The sequence below is a fragment of the Stenotrophomonas sp. 10L48 genome (assembly GCF_056395105.1).
In genome coordinates this window covers 1-17,043 of sequence record NZ_JBFTIX010000024.1, presented here as the reverse complement: position 1 = coordinate 17,043, position 17,043 = coordinate 1, and the positions used below count along the sequence as shown (strand labels likewise).

Here is a 17,043-nt window from a genome sequence, read left to right as displayed (position 1 = left end):
TGCTCGCGGGTCTGCGGCATCGGGCCGTCAGCGGCCGAGCACACCAGGATCGCGCCGTCCATCTGGGCAGCACCGGTGATCATGTTCTTGACGTAGTCAGCATGGCCCGGGCAATCGACGTGGGCGTAGTGACGAACGGTGGATTCGTACTCGACGTGCGCGGTCGAGATCGTGATGCCACGTGCCTTTTCTTCCGGCGCGGCGTCGATCGCGGAGTAATCCTTGAACTCGCCACCGAAGCGCTCGGCACCGATCTTGGTCAGTGCGGCGGTCAGCGTGGTCTTGCCATGATCGACGTGACCGATGGTGCCGACGTTGACGTGCGGCTTGGTGCGCTCGAACTTACCCTTTGCCATTTCGTTCTACCTTTTAGTTCGTAAGTGGTTTGGAGGACCTGAGCGTTACGCTCAGGACTTCTTCATGACTTCGTCGGCGATGTTGTTCGGCGCCGGCTCGTAGTGGTCAAATTCCATCGTGAAGGTGGCGCGGCCCTGGGTCTGCGAACGCAGCGAGGTCGCGTAGCCAAACATTTCGCCCAGCGGGATCATCGCGTTGATGATGCTGGCCGAACCGTCACCGGTGGTATCAGAACCCTGCAGAACGCCGCGACGACGGCTCACGTCGCCCATCACGTCACCCTGGTAATCCTCCGGGGTCACGATCTCGACCTTCATGATCGGCTCCAGCAGGACCGGCTTGGCCTTGCGGAAGCCTTCCTTGAAGGCCATCGAGGAAGCGAGCTTGAACGCCATTTCCGAGGAGTCGACGTCGTGGTACGAGCCGAACACCAGCTTCACCTTGACGTCCACGACCGGGAAGCCAGCCAGCGGACCGTTGGTGATGGTTTCGCGCAGACCCTTTTCAATCGACGGAATGAATTCCTTCGGAATCACGCCACCGGTGATGTCGTTGATGAACAGGAAGTCGTCCTTGATACCCGCGGCGATCTTCGGATCTGCACGATCGGCATCGGTGATCGGCGACAGCTCGATCACGACGTGACCGTACTGACCCTTACCACCGGACTGCTTGGCGTGCTTGTAGTCCGACTTCACGTCCGACAGGGTGATCGTTTCGCGGTAAGCCACCTGCGGCTTGCCGACGTTGGCTTCAACGTTGAACTCGCGCTTCATGCGGTCAACGATGATGTCCAGGTGCAGCTCGCCCATGCCCGAGATGATGGTCTGGCCGGATTCTTCGTCGGTCTTGACGCGGAACGACGGATCTTCCTGGGCCAGACGACCCAGTGCCAGACCCATCTTTTCCTGGTCGGACTTGGTCTTCGGCTCGACGGCCATCGAGATGACCGGCTCCGGGAACACCATGCGCTCGAGGATGATCGGCTGATCCATGGAGCACAGGGTGTCACCGGTGGTGGTGTCCTTCAGGCCCACGGCGGCGGCGATGTCGCCTGCCAGCACTTCCTTGATTTCTTCACGGTTGTTGGAGTGCATCTGCAGGATACGGCCGATGCGCTCCTTCTTGCCCTTCACCGAGTTCAGCAACTGGTCGCCTGCATTCAACGTGCCCGAGTAGACACGGAAGAAGGTCAGCGCGCCGACGAACGGGTCGGTGATGATCTTGAAGGCCAGGGCCGAGAAGGGAGCCTTGTCGTCAGACTTGCGGCTCATTTCCTTGGTCTCATCGTCAACGTCGGTACCGGTCACGTCCGGCACGTCGATCGGCGACGGCAGCAGCTGGATCACGCCGTCCAGCATGGCCTGCACGCCCTTGTTCTTGAACGCCGAGCCGCAGTACATCGGCACGATGTCGGTCGCCAGGGTGCGCACGCGCAGGGCTTCGATGATCTCGGCCTCGGTCAGCTCATCGCCGCCCAGGTACTTGTCCATCAGCTCTTCGCTGGCTTCGGCAGCCGCTTCGATCATGAAGGTACGGGCTTCGGTCGCTTCAGCCAGCAGCTCGGCCGGCACATCGCTGTACTCGAACTTCATGCCCTGCGAAGCCTCATCCCAATGGATGGCCTTCATCTTCAGCAGATCGACGACGCCCTTGAAGCCTTCCTCAGCGCCGATCGGCAGCTGCATCGGAACGGCCTTGGCACCCAGCTTCGCCTTCAGCTGGCCGACGACCTTGCTGAAGTTGGCGCCGGTGCGGTCCATCTTGTTGACGAACGCGATGCGCGGCACCTTGTAACGGTTGGCCTGGCGCCACACGGTTTCCGACTGCGGCTGCACGCCACCGACGGCACACAGCACGAAGACGGCACCGTCGAGCACGCGCAGCGAGCGCTCCACTTCGATGGTGAAGTCGACGTGCCCGGGGGTGTCGATGATGTTGAAGCGGTGCTCCGGCAGGGACTTGTCCATGCCCTTCCAGAACGCGGTGGTCGCAGCGGACTGGATCGTGATGCCACGCTCCTGCTCCTGCTCCATCCAGTCCATGGTGGCGGCGCCGTCATGCACTTCACCGATCTTGTGGCTCTTGCCGGTGTAGAACAGGATGCGCTCGGACGTGGTGGTCTTGCCGGCATCGATGTGGGCCATGATGCCGAAATTGCGGTAACGCTCGATGGGAGTGGAACGGGCCACGGGGAGCCTCTCAGATTTCTTGGATTTCGGATGGCCGAACGCCGCCTTTCGGCGGCCTTCGGATTGGCGCAGCCCTTCTGGGGCCGCGAGGCAGCACCGAGATGGTGCTGCCCTGCCTGTTTTACAAGGCCGTCAAACTCACCAGCGGTAGTGGGCGAATGCCTTGTTGGCTTCGGCCATGCGGTGGGTTTCTTCGCGCTTCTTGATGGCGCCGCCACGGTTTTCCGAGGCGTCGATCAGTTCAGCGGCCAGCTTCTTCGGCATGGTGTTCTCACCACGCTTGCGCGCGGAGTCGATCAGCCAACGCATGGCCAGAGCCATCTTGCGCGAGGCGCGCACTTCGACCGGCACCTGGTAGGTGGCACCACCGACGCGGCGGGACTTGACTTCGACCGACGGAGCCACGTTTTCCAGAGCCTTCTGAACCAGCTCGACGGAATTCGGGTTCTTCTCACCGATCACGTCCATGGCGCCATAGACGATCTTTTCAGCGACCGACTTCTTGCCGCTCAGCATCACCATGTTGATGAAACGGGCGATGGTTTCGCTTCCGTGCTTCGGATCCGGCAGGACTGCGCGCTGCGGCGTATTACCTTTACGAGACATGTGTGCTTTCCCTTAGCTCTTCGGACGCTTGGCGCCGTACTTGGAACGGCCCTGGCGACGCTTGGCAACGCCGGAGGCGTCGAGCGAACCACGAACGGTGTGGTAACGCACACCCGGCAGATCCTTGACGCGACCGCCACGGATCAGGACCACGGAGTGCTCCTGCAGGTTGTGGCCTTCACCGCCGATGTAGGAAATCACTTCTTCCTGGTTGGTCAGGCGAACCTTGGCAACCTTGCGAAGGGCCGAGTTCGGCTTCTTCGGAGTAGTGGTGTAAACGCGCGTGCAGACGCCACGGCGCTGGGGGCACTTTTCGAGAGCCGGCGAGGCGCTCTTATAAGTGGTTGCCTGCCGCGGCTTGCGGACAAGCTGATTGATCGTCGCCATCAGTATGTTCTTCTGAGAGAGGCCGAAAAAAACCGGCCATGAATGCGGATATGTGCGAGCAGGCGAAAAACCGGCCTGCTGAGACAGACGATTGTAGCAACCTGGCGAAAACGCGGTCAAATGCGCACGCGCCAAGCCAGCCCTGATCCAGGGCCGTTACAGGGGAGCCTTCTCCATGCCCCCCGTTCAGGTTGTCGCCCGACCCATCGCTGGGCCGGGGCGGCATCCTACCTCATCGACGGCGAACAGACCAGCGGCCTGGGCCCTCGAGTGCAGATCCCGCCGAGGCGGGTCCTGCGTGATACGTGTCCGGCACGGAGCCGGACCATGAAGCAGGGACCGGCCGATGGCCGCCCCCTGCCCGATCGAGGTCCGGCCTGAGCCGGACCGGCCGATCAATCCTCGGCCTGCTCGGCGTCGGTCGACTCCACCACCACTTCCGGTGCTGCCACGGCCACGGCGGCTGCAGCTGCCGGGGTGCCGGCCAGAGTCTGCATTTCCGAGTCCGTCAGCCCGCTCGCATTGCGGCGGCGGTTGGCGTGGTAGGTCAGACCGGTACCGGCCGGAATCAGACGGCCGACGATCACGTTTTCCTTCAGGCCGCGCAGGTTGTCCTTGGTGCCGCGGACGGCAGCCTCGGTCAGCACGCGGGTGGTTTCCTGGAAGGAAGCAGCCGAGATGAACGATTCGGTAGCCAGCGATGCCTTGGTGATGCCCAGCAGGACCGGATCGAAGCGAGCAATCAGCTCGTTGCGGGTGGTCAGGCGTGCATTTTCCTCGATGACGCGCTGGCGCTCGACCTGTTCGCCGTTCAGGAACTTGCTGCTGCCCTGATCGGTGATCTCGACCTTGCGCAGCATCTGGCGGGTGATCACCTCGATGTGCTTGTCGTTGATCTTCACGCCCTGCAGGCGGTACACGTCCTGGATTTCCTTGACCAGGTAGGCGGCCAGCGGCTCGACGCCCAGCAGACGCAGGATGTCCTGCGGGCTCGGCTCGCCGTCGACGATGGTTTCGCCCTTGGTCACGTGCTCACCTTCGAACACGATGACCTGACGGTACTTCGGAATCAGCTCTTCGTGCTCCGAACCATCGGTGTCCTTGATGATCAGGCGCTGCTTGCCCTTGGTGTCCTTGCCGAAGCTGATGATGCCCGAACGCTCGGCCAGCACTGCCGGATCCTTCGGCTTGCGGGCTTCGAACAGATCGGCCACGCGCGGCAGACCACCGGTGATGTCGCGGGTCTTCGACGCTTCCTGCGGGATCTTGGCAACCACGTCACCCACGCCGACGGCAGCGCCGTCCTGCAGGTTGACGATCGAGCGCGGCGGCAGCAGGTACTGCGCCGGCAGGTCGGTGCCCGGAATCGACAGGTCGTTGCCCTTGCCATCGACGATGCGGACGATCGGGCGCAGATCCTTCGCCTGGGCGCCGCGGCGCTTCGGGTCGGTGATTTCGCGCGACGCCAGGCCGGTCAGCTCATCGGTCTTCTCGATGACGGTAATGCCGTCGACGAAGTCGATGAAGCGGATGAAACCGGCCACTTCCGAAACGATCGGATGGTTATGCGGATCCCAGTTGGCCACGGTCTGGCCAGCCTTGACCGCATCACCGTCCTTGGAGGTGATGGTCGCACCGTACGGCAGCTTGTAACGCTCACGCTCACGGCCGTGCGCATCGAGCACCGACATTTCACCCGAGCGCGACACCGCGACCAGCGAGCCGTTGGCATGGGCAACCGACTTGAGGTTGCTGAACTTGACCGAGCCGGTGGTCTTGACGGTGATGTTGTCGACCGCAGCAGCTCGCGATGCCGCACCACCGATGTGGAACGTACGCATCGTCAGCTGGGTACCCGGCTCACCGATGGACTGCGCGGCGATGACGCCGACCGCTTCACCGATGTTGACCAGGTGGCCACGGGCCAGGTCGCGGCCGTAGCAGCGAGCGCAGACGCCGAAGGCCGATTCGCAGGAGATCGTCGAGCGGACCTTGATGGTCTGCACGCTGGCTTCTTCAAGCTTGGCGACCCAGGCTTCGTCGAGCAGGGTGTTGCGGGTGACGATCGGATCTTCGTCGTTGCCCGGCAGGAACACGTCCTCGGCAACCACGCGACCCAGCACGCGATCCTTCAACGGCTCGACCACGTCGCCGCCTTCAACGATCGGAGTCATGATCAGGCCTTCGGTGGTACCGCAGTCCACCTCGGTGATCACCACGTCCTGCGCCACGTCGACCAGACGACGGGTCAGGTAACCCGAGTTCGCGGTCTTCAGCGCGGTATCGGCCAGACCCTTACGGGCACCGTGGGTGGAGTTGAAGTACTCCTGCACGTTCAGGCCTTCGCGGAAGTTCGCCTTGATGGGCGTCTCGATGATCGAGCCATCGGGACGGGCCATCAGGCCACGCATGCCGGCCAGCTGACGGATCTGCGCCTGGCTGCCTCGTGCACCGGAGTCGGCCATGATGTACAGGGAGTTCATCGACTTCTGGTCGATGGTCTCGCCCTTGGCATTGATGACCTTCTCGGTACCGATGGTGTCCATCATCGCCTTGGCGATGCGCTCATTGGTGCGCGACCAGATGTCGACCACCTTGTTGTAGCGCTCGCCGGCGGTGACCAGGCCCGACTGGTACTGCTCCTGGATTTCCAGCACTTCGGCTTCGGCCTCGGTGAGGATGCCCTTCTTCTCGTCCGGGATCAGCATGTCGTCGATGCCGATCGAGACGCCGGCGCGGGTCGCGTAGGCGAAGCCGGTGTACATCAGCTTGTCGGCGAACACGACCGTGTCCTTCAGACCCAGCTGGCGGTAGCTGGAGTTGATCAGGCGGCTGATGTTCTTCTTGGTCAGCTCGGTGTTGGCCAGCGCGAACGGCAGGCCTTCCGGCAGGATTTCAGCCAGCAGGGCGCGACCGATGGTGGTATCCACGATCGAGGTCTTGCTCTGCTTGTTGCCTTCCTCGTCGGTCACCACCTCGGTGATGCGGACCTTGACGCGCGCGTGCAGTTCCACCACGCGGTTGTCGTAGGCGCGCTTGACTTCGGCGATGTTGGCGAAGGCCATGCCCTCGCCCTTCTTGTTTTCCAGCGAGCGGGTCATGTAGTACAGACCCAGCACGACGTCCTGCGACGGCACGATGATCGGCTCGCCGTTGGCCGGCGACAGGATGTTGTTGGTGGACATCATCAGCGCACGCGCTTCCAGCTGGGCTTCCAGCGAAAGCGGCACGTGGACGGCCATCTGGTCACCGTCGAAGTCGGCGTTGAACGCGGTGCAGACCAGCGGGTGCAGCTGGATGGCCTTGCCTTCGATCAGGACCGGCTCGAAGGCCTGGATGCCCAGACGGTGCAGGGTCGGCGCACGGTTCAGCATCACCGGATGCTCGCGGATGACCTCTTCCAGGATGTCCCAGACTTCGGCTTCTTCGCGCTCGACCAGCTTCTTGGCGGCCTTGATGGTGGTGGCCAGGCCACGACGCTGCAGCTTGGCAAACACGAACGGCTTGAACAGTTCGAGCGCCATCTTCTTCGGCAGGCCGCACTGGTGCAGGCGCAGGTACGGACCGACCACGATGACCGAACGGCCCGAGTAGTCGACGCGCTTGCCGAGCAGGTTCTGGCGGAAACGACCCTGCTTGCCCTTGATCATGTCGGCCAGCGACTTCAGCGGGCGCTTGTTGGTGCCGGTGATGGCACGGCCGCGACGGCCGTTGTCCAGCAGCGCATCGACCGATTCCTGCAGCATGCGCTTTTCATTGCGCACGATGATGTCCGGCGCGCTCAGTTCGAGCAGGCGGCGCAGGCGGTTGTTGCGGTTGATGACACGGCGGTACAGGTCGTTCAGATCGGAGGTCGCGAAGCGGCCACCATCCAGCGGAACCAGCGGACGCAGGTCCGGCGGCAGCACCGGCAGGACGGTCATGACCATCCACTCCGGACGGTTGCCCGATTCCAGGAAGGCTTCGATCAGCTTGATGCGCTTGGTCAGTCGCTTCAGCTTGGTTTCCGAACCGGTGCTGGCGATCTCTTCGCGCAGGCGGGTCATTTCCGACTGCAGGTCGATGGTGCGCAGCAGTTCGTACACGGCCTCGGCGCCCATGGCGGCGTCGAAGTCGTCGCCATGCTCCTGGCGGGCCTGCAGGTACTGTTCTTCGGTCAGCAGCTGGCGGCGCTCCAGGGCGGTCAGGCCCGGCTCGGTCACCACGTAGGCTTCGAAGTACAGCACGCGCTCGATATCGCGCAGGGTCATGTCCAGCATCAGGCCGATGCGCGACGGCAGCGACTTCAGGAACCAGATGTGCGCGACCGGCGAGGCCAGGTCGATGTGGCCCATGCGCTCGCGACGCACCTTGGCCAGGGTCACTTCGGTGCCGCACTTCTCGCAGACCACGCCGCGGTGCTTCATGCGCTTGTACTTGCCGCACAGGCACTCGTAGTCCTTGACCGGTCCGAAGATGGCGGCGCAGAACAGGCCGTCACGTTCCGGCTTGAAGGTACGGTAGTTGATGGTTTCCGGCTTCTTCACTTCGCCGAAGGACCACGAACGGATCAGGTCCGGCGAAGCCAGCGCGATCTTGATCGCGTCGAAGTCCAGCGTCTGGCGCTGCTGGTTGAAGAGGTTGAGCAGGTCTTTCATGGTGTTCTCCAGAAGGAGGAATGCTGTGTCGATGGGCTTTCAGTTCACTGCCAGCGGCGCGGCGGCGGTGGCCGCCGCGCCGGCATGGATCAGTTGTCTTCCAGTTCCATGTTGATGGCCAGCGAGCGGATTTCCTTCACCAGGACGTTGAAGGATTCCGGCATGCCCGCGACCATCTCGTGCTCACCGTCGACGATGTTCTTGTACATCTGGTTGCGGCCCTGCACGTCATCGGACTTCACCGTCAGCATTTCCTGCAGGGTGTAGGCCGCGCCGTAGGCTTCCAGCGCCCAGACTTCCATTTCACCGAAGCGCTGGCCGCCGAACTGCGCCTTGCCGCCCAGCGGCTGCTGGGTGACGAGCGAGTACGGGCCGGTCGAACGGGCGTGCATCTTGTCGTCGACCAGGTGGTTCAGCTTCAGGTAGTGCATGTAGCCAACGGTGGTGTGGCGATCGAAGGCTTCACCGGTGCGGCCGTCATACAGCTGGGTCTGGCCACTGCTCGGCAGGTCGGCCAGTTCCAGCATGCGCTTGATTTCCGCTTCGGTGGCACCGTCGAACACCGGCGTTGCCATCGGCACGCCGTCGAACAGGTTGCGGGCCAGGCGCAGCAGTTCCTCGTCGCTGAACTGCGACAGGTCGACACGGTTGGCCACGTTGGTGTCATCGTGGTTGTAGATGTCGTCCAGGAACTTGCGCAGGTCGGCGACCGCGGCCTGGGCTTCCAGCATTGCCTGGATCTTGCGACCCAGACCCTTGGCTGCCCAGCCCAGGTGCACTTCCAGGATCTGCCCGATGTTCATACGCGACGGCACGCCCAGCGGGTTCAGCACGATGTCCACGGTTTCGCCCGAGGCCATGTACGGCATGTCCTCGACCGGCACCACGTTGGACACCACACCCTTGTTGCCGTGGCGGCCTGCCATCTTGTCGCCCGGCTGGATGCGGCGCTTCACTGCCAGGAACACCTTGACCATCTTCAGCACGCCCGGGGCGAGGTCGTCGCCAGCGGTGATCTTGCCGCGCTTGTCGGCGAAGCGACGCTCGAATTCCTTCTCGTGCGCCTGGATCTGCTTCTGTGCGCGTTCGATGGCTTCGGCGGCGTCCTCGTCCTTCATGCGCAGCACGAACCAGTCGGCCTTCTTCAGGCCATCCAGGTAGGCGTCGGAGATGACGTCGCCCTTCTTCAGGCCGGCGCCACCGTTGACCACCTTGCCGACGATCTGCGAACGCAGACGGGCATAGATGGCTGCTTCCAGGATGCGGAACTGGTCGTCGAAGTCCTTCTTGACGCGCTTGATTTCAGATTCTTCGATCTGACGGGCGCGCTTGTCCTTCTCGATGCCATCGCGGGTGAAGACCTGCACGTCGATGACGGTGCCGTCCATGCCCGGGGGCACGCGCAGCGAGCTGTCCTTCACGTCCGAAGCCTTCTCGCCGAAGATCGCGCGCAGCAGCTTCTCTTCCGGGGTCAGCTGGCTTTCGCCCTTCGGGGTGACCTTGCCGACCATGATGTCGCCGGCGCGGACTTCGGCACCGATGTACACCACGCCGCTTTCGTCCAGGCGGTTCAGCGCCTGCTCGGAAACGTTCGGGATGTCGGCCGAGATTTCCTCCGGCCCCAGCTTGGTGTCACGCGCAACGCAGGTCAGCTCTTCGATGTGGATCGTGGTGTAGCGATCCTCTTCCACCACGCGCTCGGAGAGCAGGATGGAGTCTTCGAAGTTGTAGCCGTTCCACGGCATGAAGGCGATCAGCATGTTCTGGCCCAGGGCCAGTTCACCGATGTCGGTGGACGGACCATCGGCCAGCACGTCGCCACGCGCCACCACGTTGCCCACTTCCACCAGCGGACGCTGGTTGATGCAGGTGTTCTGGTTGGAGCGGGTGTACTTGATCAGGTTGTAGATGTCCACGCCGGCGTCGGACGCGTCGGTGATCTCGGCTTCATTGACCTTGACCACGATGCGGGCGGCGTCGATCTGCACGATCTCACCACCACGACGGGCGTTGACGGTCACGCCCGAGTCACGCGCCACGGCGCGCTCGATGCCGGTACCGACCAGCGGCTTCTGCGCACGCAGGGTCGGCACGGCCTGACGCTGCATGTTGGCGCCCATCAGTGCGCGGTTGGCGTCATCGTGCTCCAGGAACGGAACCAGCGCGGCCGCGATCGACACGGTCTGCATCGGCGAGACGTCCATGAAGTGGACTTCCGCCGGCGGCTTCAGCAGCGATTCGCCCTGGTAACGGCAGGGGACGAACTGCTCGGTCAGCACGCTGTTGGCATCGGTCAGGGCGTTGGCCTGGGCGATGACGTACTCGTTTTCTTCGATGGCCGACAGGAACTCGACTTCGTCGAAGACCTTGCCGTCCACGACCTTGCGGTACGGGGTCTCGAGGAAACCGTACTGGTTGGTGCGGGCGTACACGGCCAGCGAGTTGATCAGGCCGATGTTCGGGCCTTCCGGCGTTTCGATGGTGCAGACGCGGCCGTAATGGGTCGGGTGCACGTCGCGCACTTCGAAGCCGGCGCGCTCACGGGTCAGGCCGCCCGGGCCCAGGGCCGAGACGCGACGCTTGTGCGTGACTTCCGACAGCGGGTTGTTCTGATCCATGAACTGCGACAGCTGCGAGGAGCCGAAGAATTCCTTGATCGCCGCAGCCACCGGCTTGGCGTTGATCAGCTCCTGCGGGGTCAGGCCTTCCGACTCCGCCATCGACAGGCGTTCCTTGACCGCGCGCTCGACGCGGACCAGGCCCACGCGGAACACGTTCTCGGCCATTTCACCGACCGAACGCACGCGACGGTTGCCCAGGTGATCGATGTCATCGACCACGCCGCGACCGTTGCGGATCTCGGTCAGGACCTTGATCACGTCCAGGATGTCCGAGCTGTCGCCGTGTGCGGCAACCAGGCGCTTGGACTCTTCGTCGTTGCGCTCGCCGTAGTACTTGCGGTCGTACAGCACGGCTTCGCCGGTGGTTTCCTTGCGGCCCACGCGACGGTTGAACTTCATGCGGCCGACTGCGGACAGGTCGTAGCGCTCGAAGGTGAAGAACAGGTTGTGGAACAGGTTCTGCGCGGCATCCTTGGTCGGCGGCTCGCCCGGACGCATCATGCGGTAGATCTCGACCAGGGCTTCCAGCTGGGTCTTGGTCGGATCGATGCGCAGGGTGTTGGACAGGTACGGGCCACGATCCAGGTCGTTCACCCACAGGGTGCCCACCGCATCGACGCCGGCCTTGCGGAAGGCCTGCAGCTGTTCGTCGGTGATTTCGTCGTTGGCCTGGGCCAGCAGTTCGCCGGTGGAGGCATCGACCACGTCGTGCGACAGGATGCGGCCGACGATGTAGTCGTCCGGCACGGCCAGGGCGGCGATGCCCGAGGCTTCCAGCTGCTTGATGTGGCGCGCGGTGATGCGCTTGCCGGCTTCCACGATGACCTTGTCGCCGTCGGCGAGGTCGAAGCCCAGGGTTTCGCCGCGCAGGCGCTCGGGCACCAGCTCCAGCTGGACGCCTTCATCCGGGTTGATGTGGAAGGTGTTGATCTCGAAGAACTCGGCCAGCATCTCTTCGTTGCTGTAGCCAAGCGCACGCAGCAGGATCGACACCGGCAGCTTGCGGCGACGGTCGATACGGGTGAACAGCGCGTCCTTCGGGTCGAACTCGAAGTCCAGCCAGGAGCCGCGGTAAGGAATGATGCGGGCGCTGTACAGCAGCTTGCCCGAGCTGTGGGTCTTGCCACGGTCGTGGTCGAAGAACACGCCCGGCGAGCGGTGCAGCTGCGAGACGATGACACGCTCGGTGCCGTTGACGATGAAGGTGCCGTTGTCGGTCATCAGCGGGATTTCGCCGAGGTAGACCTCCTGCTCCTTCACGTACTTGATGGCCTTGGTCGACGACTCGCGGTCGTAGATCACCAGGCGCACGGTCACGCGCAGCGGCGCACCGTAGCTCATGCCACGCTGACGGCACTCACGCTCGTCGAAGACCGGATCGCCCAGCTTGTAGCCGACGTATTCCAGGGCAGCATTGCCGCTGTAGCTGGCGATCGGGAAGACCGACTTCAGTGCAGCGTGCAGGCCGTGGTCCGTGCGCTTGGCCGGATCGACGTTCTCCTGCAGGAATTCACGGTAGGAATCCACCTGGATGGCGAGCAGGAACGGCACTTCGAGAATCGAACGCTGCTTGCCGAAATCCTTGCGGATACGCTTTTTTTCGGTGAACGAATAGGACGTCATGAGGTCTTCCACCTTGTTGTGCGAGTCGTGCGCCCACGACCCGAAGGGAACTTGAAATTGTCAGTTGGAAGTCGCTGGTATTGCCGGCACCAGCACGCCTTCTCCCGCTACTTCCAACTGCCAACTCGTCTGCATCCACTCCCCCGCCGCCGCGCGTTGCGCTGGCCGGCCAGGGTTTGACCGCAGCCCGTGTTGGGCTTTTTCACCGTATTTCCGTAGAACCGCGCCACGATTGGCCGGGCCTACAACAACGACCAAAGGCCGGGGGCTTACGCCCCCAGCCTTGGCTGCATCGCCGGATTTCGATGGCGACGCAATGGAAGTGCTTACTTGACTTCGACAGTCGCGCCAGCAGCTTCCAGGTCCTTCTTCATCTTCTCGGCTTCGTCCTTCGAAGCGTTGTCCTTCAGGACGCCGCCGGCTTCGGCCAGGTCCTTCGCTTCCTTCAGGCCCAGGCCGGTGATGGCGCGGACGGCCTTGATGACTTCGACCTTCTTGTCGCCAGCGGTCTTCAGGGTGACGACGAATTCGGTCTGCTCTTCAACGACGGCAGCCGGGCCAGCCACAGCAGCGGCGACCGGAGCAGCGGCGGAGACGCCGAACTTCTCTTCGATGGCCTTGACCAGCTCCATCACTTCCATCAGGGACTTCTCGGCGATGGCGTCGACGATCTGTTCGTTGGTAAGGGACATGATAATTACCTTTGGATGTTTTTCTGGATTGAGGTTCCGTCAGGAACCACGATTAGTCGAAACTCAGGCGGTCTCGGCGGCCGGTTCAGCAGCGTCGGCGGCGACGTCGCCACCATTCTGCTTGTCGCCGATTGCCTTGATGGCGCGGGCGAACATCGTGACCGGCTCGGTCAGGACGCGGGCCAGCATTGCCAGGGCCTGGTCACGGGTCGGCAGCGAGGCCAACACGTCGACATGGCTTGCCGGGAACACTTCGCCACCGATGGCGACGACCTTGGCCTGCAGCTTGTCGTTGCCCTTGGCGGCATCCTTGATCAGGCGACCGGCAGCGCCGGGCTCCTCAAGCGAGAACGCATACAGCAGCGGACCAACCAGCTTGTCCTGCGCACATGCGAACTCGGTGCCTTCAACGGCACGCGAAGCCAGGGTGTTCTTGACAACTTTCAAGAAAACGCCGGTTTCACGCGCCTGCTTACGCATCGCGGTCATCTGAGCGACCGTGGTGCCAGCGTATTCGGCTGCGATCAAGGAGTGTGCCTTACCAGCAATTTCTGCCAGCTCCGCGACTACTTCTTGCTTCTGGGACAGATTGAGAGCCATTGCACTCCTCCAATTGAACTCCGCTTACGGCTCCTGCCGTGTGCGGTCCTGTGCGGCATCCGTCCTGGACGCCGGGAACATCGGAATGATGTTCCGGGGGGTGGGCCGTTCTAGACCTGGAGTGGGCCAACCTGGGTAACCCCAGACGTGCGTGAACCAGAAAAACTCCAGAAGGGCACCATCTACGCAGGGTGATTCCTGGGAATCGATTAAGCGTTCGTGACTGCTCCGGCGGCGACTCCCTGCCAAATCGAGCTTCCGTGCCCGTCGCCGGCATGCCACGACCGCACCTGCGGTCTTTGACGGCTACCACCGGCGATGTGTTGCCGGCGATGCCTTCAAATGTCACGGTCGCGGGACCCGAGGGACCCGCGACCGCTTGAAACGATTACTTCAGGCTCAGCGACGACTGGTCGACGGTGACGCCCGGGCCCATCGTCGAGCTGACCGAAACCTTCTGCAGGTAGGTGCCCTTCGAGGTGGCCGGCTTGGCCTTGATCAGGTCCAGCAGCAGCGCGGTCAGGTTCGACTTCAGCGCGTCTTCGGCGAAGTCGGCCTTGCCGATGGTGCAGTGGATGATGCCGGCCTTGTCGGTGCGGTAACGCACCTGACCCGACTTGGCATTCTTCACAGCCTCACCCGGGTTCGGGGAGACGGTGCCGACCTTCGGGTTCGGCATCAGGCCGCGCGGGCCCAGCACGGTACCCAGCTTACCGACAACGCGCATTGCGTCCGGGGTCGCGATCACGACGTCGTAGTTCAGATCGCCGGCCTGCATCTTCTCGGCCAGGTCGTCCATACCGACGGCTTCGGCGCCAGCGGCCAGGGCTTCATCAGCCTTGGCACCGGCCGGAGCGAAGACAGCGACGCGGACCGACTTGCCGGTACCAGCCGGCAGCACGGTGGAGCCACGGACCTGCTGGTCGGACTTCTTCGCGTCGACGCCCAGGCGCACAGCAACGTCGATCGACTCGACGAACTTGGCCTTGGTGGCGGTCTTCAGGATGTTGATTGCGTCCTCGAAGGCGTATGCCTTGCCCGGAACGATAGCGGCCTTGATGGCCTTCTCACGCTTGGTCTGTGCCATCTTCTTAACCCTCCACCACGAGGCCCATGGAACGGGCAGAGCCAGCGATGGTACGCACGGCGGCGTCCAGGTCGGCGGCAGTCAGATCCGGTTCCTTCGCCTTGGCGATCTCTTCCAGCTGCTTACGGGTGACCTTGCCGACCTTCTCGGTGTTCGGGCGCTTGGAGCCCGACGAGATGCCAGCGGCCTTCTTCAGCAGGGTGGTGGCCGGAGTGCTCTTGGTGATGAAGGTGAACGTACGGTCCGAATAGGCCGTGATGATCACCGGAACCGGCAGACCCGGCTCGAGCTTCTGCGTGGCGGCATTGAAGGCCTTGCAGAATTCCATGATGTTCAGGCCGCGCTGACCCAGCGCAGGACCGACCGGCGGCGAGGGGTTGGCCTGACCGGCCTTCACCTGCAGCTTGATATAACCGACAACTTTCTTTGCCATGTGAGTACTCTCCGGGTGCTAGCGCCTTGCGACAACAGGCTCCCCATCGGACCGGGAATCACGCGTCCCGGCATCGCGTTTTGAAATCATGCCGAAGGCCACCTTTCGGTGGCCTCGTCCCGCCAGCTTCCCAACGGGAGCCGCGCAGCATATCAGGTTTTTTCTTCACATGCCTGAAGCGACATATGAATGCAGATCAGACGGCCTTTTCGACCTGACCGAACTCAAGTTCGACCGGGGTGGCGCGACCGAAGATCAACACCGAGACGCGCAGACGGCTCTTCTCGTAATTGACCTCTTCGACGACACCATTGAAGTCGTTGAACGGACCCTCGGTGACGCGGACCATCTGGCCCGGCTCGAACAGCACCTTCGGACGCGGCTTCTCGACGCCTTCCTGGACACGGTTCAGGATCGCCTCGGCCTCGGAGTCGGCGATCGGCAGCGGACGATCGGCGGTTCCGCCGATGAAGCCCATGACGCGCGGGGTTTCCTTGACCAGATGCCAGCTTTCGTTGTCGATGCGCGGAATACCGGCTTCTTCGTGGGTCTCGATCTGGACCAGCACGTAACCCGGGAAGAACTTGCGCTCGGAACGGCGCTTCTGGCCGGCGCGCATTTCGATCACTTCCTCGGTCGGAACCAGGACGTCGCCGAAGCGCTCTTCCATGCCGTCACGGACGATGCGATCGCGCAGAGCCTGCGCCACCGACTTCTCGAAGCCCGAATAGGCGTGAACGACGTACCAACGCTTCATGCATTTCTCCTTAGCGGCTCAGGAACCACTGAGTCAGTTTCTGGATGAAGAAGTCGAACCCGCCCAGCAGCAAGCTGAGAATCAGGACGACGACAATCACCACCCAGGTCATGCGAATGGCTTCCTGGCGGGTCGGCCAGACCACTTTACGCAGTTCAAAGCGCGACTCGGAGAGGAATTCGCGGGTGTCGCGCCCCTTGCCGGTCAGCATGAACACGCCGATACCGCCAACCAGGCCGACCACGACCGCCAACGCACGCAGCTGACCCGCCCACGCGCCCAGCTGGGCAGCGCGACCGGAGTCGGCGGAGAACCAGAACCAGACGAACAGACCTGCCAGCACCAGCAACGATGCGAGGACGTACTTGACGATATCCCCGCCTTGCGCGGAGGTGTCCTTGGAATGTTCGATCTTGCTATTCATCAGGCTGTGTCTGCTTTAGCGGCAGGGCCGCTCGGTAAGGTGGGCAGATGGCACGCCAGGAGGGACTCGAACCCCCAACCTGCGGTTTTGGAGACCGCTGCTCTGCCAATTGAGCTACTGGCGTACGTAGAAAACTTGCCTTCCCTTAGACGGCGAAGGCGGACCGAGGTTCCCGGCCCGCCACTCGCCAGACCGGCAGCGCTATGCGACCGCCGGCATGCAGGCTTACTCGAGGATGTTGGCAACCACGCCAGCACCGACGGTACGGCCACCTTCACGGATGGCGAAGCGCAGGCCGGCGTCCATGGCGACCGGATTGATCAGGGTGACAACCATCTTCACGTTGTCGCCCGGCATCACCATCTCGACACCTTCCGGCAGCTCGACCGCACCGGTGATGTCGGTGGTACGGAAGTAGAACTGCGGACGGTAGCCCTTGAAGAACGGGGTGTGACGGCCGCCTTCGTCCTTCGACAGTACGTACACTTCGGCGTCGAACTTGGTGTGCGGCTTGATCGAACCCGGCTTGGCCAGAACCTGGCCACGCTCGACGTCGTCACGCTTGGTGCCGCGCAGCAGCAGACCGGCGTTGTCGCCTGCCTGGCCCTGGTCCAGCAGCTTGCGGAA

The 17,043-nt window shown here is 63.0% G+C and carries 13 protein-coding genes and 1 tRNA gene; all 14 read right to left on the bottom strand.

The genetic code is table 11. The annotated features are described in order from the left end of the window. Nucleotides 1–356, bottom strand: a 356-nt coding sequence (locus tag AC1DCU_RS21270; RefSeq protein WP_442252378.1) for a GTP-binding protein, incomplete at its 3' end; no start/stop codon positions are given. Nucleotides 357–407: 51 nt separating this feature from the next. Beyond that, nucleotides 408–2,549 carry an elongation factor G gene (fusA, locus tag AC1DCU_RS21265; protein WP_032977442.1) on the bottom strand — a complete coding sequence of 714 codons (2,142 nt, stop codon included), beginning with the start codon at nt 2,547–2,549 and terminating at the stop codon, nt 408–410. A 138-nt stretch (nt 2,550–2,687) separates the two neighbouring features. Next, nucleotides 2,688–3,155 carry a 30S ribosomal protein S7 gene (rpsG, locus tag AC1DCU_RS21260; protein ID WP_025879343.1) on the bottom strand — a complete coding sequence of 156 codons (468 nt, stop codon included), beginning with the start codon at nt 3,153–3,155 and terminating at the stop codon, nt 2,688–2,690. 12 nt (nt 3,156–3,167) lie between these two features. Further along, complete coding sequence (rpsL, locus tag AC1DCU_RS21255; protein WP_025879344.1) at nt 3,168–3,542, bottom strand: 30S ribosomal protein S12; 375 nt, start codon at nt 3,540–3,542, stop codon at nt 3,168–3,170. A 395-nt stretch (nt 3,543–3,937) separates the two neighbouring features. Next, nucleotides 3,938–8,179, bottom strand: coding sequence for a DNA-directed RNA polymerase subunit beta' (rpoC, locus tag AC1DCU_RS21250; protein ID WP_025879345.1), 4,242 nt, complete (start codon nt 8,177–8,179; stop codon nt 3,938–3,940). A gap of 89 nt (nt 8,180–8,268) precedes the next feature. Next, nucleotides 8,269–12,423: a DNA-directed RNA polymerase subunit beta gene (rpoB, locus tag AC1DCU_RS21245; protein ID WP_025879346.1), complete on the bottom strand. Its 4,155-nt coding sequence runs from the start codon at nt 12,421–12,423 to the stop codon at nt 8,269–8,271. 326 nt (nt 12,424–12,749) lie between these two features. Further along, the gene (gene rplL / locus AC1DCU_RS21240) at nt 12,750–13,115 is read right to left on the bottom strand and encodes a 50S ribosomal protein L7/L12 (protein WP_025879347.1); all 366 of its coding nucleotides are present in this window, start codon (nt 13,113–13,115) and stop codon (nt 12,750–12,752) included. 63 nt (nt 13,116–13,178) lie between these two features. After that, entirely contained in the window at nt 13,179–13,715 is a 537-nt protein-coding gene (gene rplJ / locus AC1DCU_RS21235; RefSeq protein WP_033830430.1) for a 50S ribosomal protein L10, read from the bottom strand. A gap of 388 nt (nt 13,716–14,103) precedes the next feature. After that, nucleotides 14,104–14,802 (bottom strand): 50S ribosomal protein L1, encoded by a 699-nt coding sequence (gene rplA / locus AC1DCU_RS21230; RefSeq protein ID WP_025879349.1) that lies wholly within the window; start codon nt 14,800–14,802, stop codon nt 14,104–14,106. A 4-nt stretch (nt 14,803–14,806) separates the two neighbouring features. Then, a complete protein-coding gene (gene rplK / locus AC1DCU_RS21225; protein ID WP_004145248.1) occupies nt 14,807–15,235 on the bottom strand; it encodes a 50S ribosomal protein L11 in 429 nt (142 codons plus the stop codon). Nucleotides 15,236–15,431: 196 nt separating this feature from the next. Then, complete coding sequence (gene nusG, locus AC1DCU_RS21220; RefSeq protein WP_025879350.1) at nt 15,432–15,992, bottom strand: transcription termination/antitermination protein NusG; 561 nt, start codon at nt 15,990–15,992, stop codon at nt 15,432–15,434. Nucleotides 15,993–16,002: 10 nt separating this feature from the next. Then, the gene (secE, locus tag AC1DCU_RS21215) at nt 16,003–16,416 is read right to left on the bottom strand and encodes a preprotein translocase subunit SecE (protein ID WP_025879351.1); all 414 of its coding nucleotides are present in this window, start codon (nt 16,414–16,416) and stop codon (nt 16,003–16,005) included. Between the two features lie 48 nt (nt 16,417–16,464). Next, a tRNA-Trp gene (locus tag AC1DCU_RS21210) sits at nt 16,465–16,540 on the bottom strand. Between the two features lie 101 nt (nt 16,541–16,641). Beyond that, the coding region (locus tag AC1DCU_RS21205) for an EF-Tu C-terminal domain-related protein (RefSeq protein ID WP_478013681.1) at nt 16,642–17,043 on the bottom strand (402 nt) is incomplete at its 5' end.

Bases quoted from the DNA above. Each gene is read 5' to 3' on its own strand.
- rpsL (WP_025879344.1), bottom strand. From the start codon at position 3,542: ATGGCGACGATCAATCAGCTTGTCCGCAAGCCGCGGCAGGCAACCACT.
- rpoC (WP_025879345.1), bottom strand. From the start codon at position 8,179: ATGAAAGACCTGCTCAACCTCTTCAACCAGCAGCGCCAGACGCTGGAC.
- rplA (WP_025879349.1), bottom strand. From the start codon at position 14,802: ATGGCACAGACCAAGCGTGAGAAGGCCATCAAGGCCGCTATCGTTCCG.
- rpoB (WP_025879346.1), bottom strand. From the start codon at position 12,423: ATGACGTCCTATTCGTTCACCGAAAAAAAGCGTATCCGCAAGGATTTC.
- secE (WP_025879351.1), bottom strand. From the start codon at position 16,416: ATGAATAGCAAGATCGAACATTCCAAGGACACCTCCGCGCAAGGCGGG.
- rplK (WP_004145248.1), bottom strand. From the start codon at position 15,235: ATGGCAAAGAAAGTTGTCGGTTATATCAAGCTGCAGGTGAAGGCCGGT.
- rplL (WP_025879347.1), bottom strand. From the start codon at position 13,115: ATGTCCCTTACCAACGAACAGATCGTCGACGCCATCGCCGAGAAGTCC.
- nusG (WP_025879350.1), bottom strand. From the start codon at position 15,992: ATGAAGCGTTGGTACGTCGTTCACGCCTATTCGGGCTTCGAGAAGTCG.
- rpsG (WP_025879343.1), bottom strand. From the start codon at position 3,155: ATGTCTCGTAAAGGTAATACGCCGCAGCGCGCAGTCCTGCCGGATCCG.
- rplJ (WP_033830430.1), bottom strand. From the start codon at position 13,715: ATGGCTCTCAATCTGTCCCAGAAGCAAGAAGTAGTCGCGGAGCTGGCA.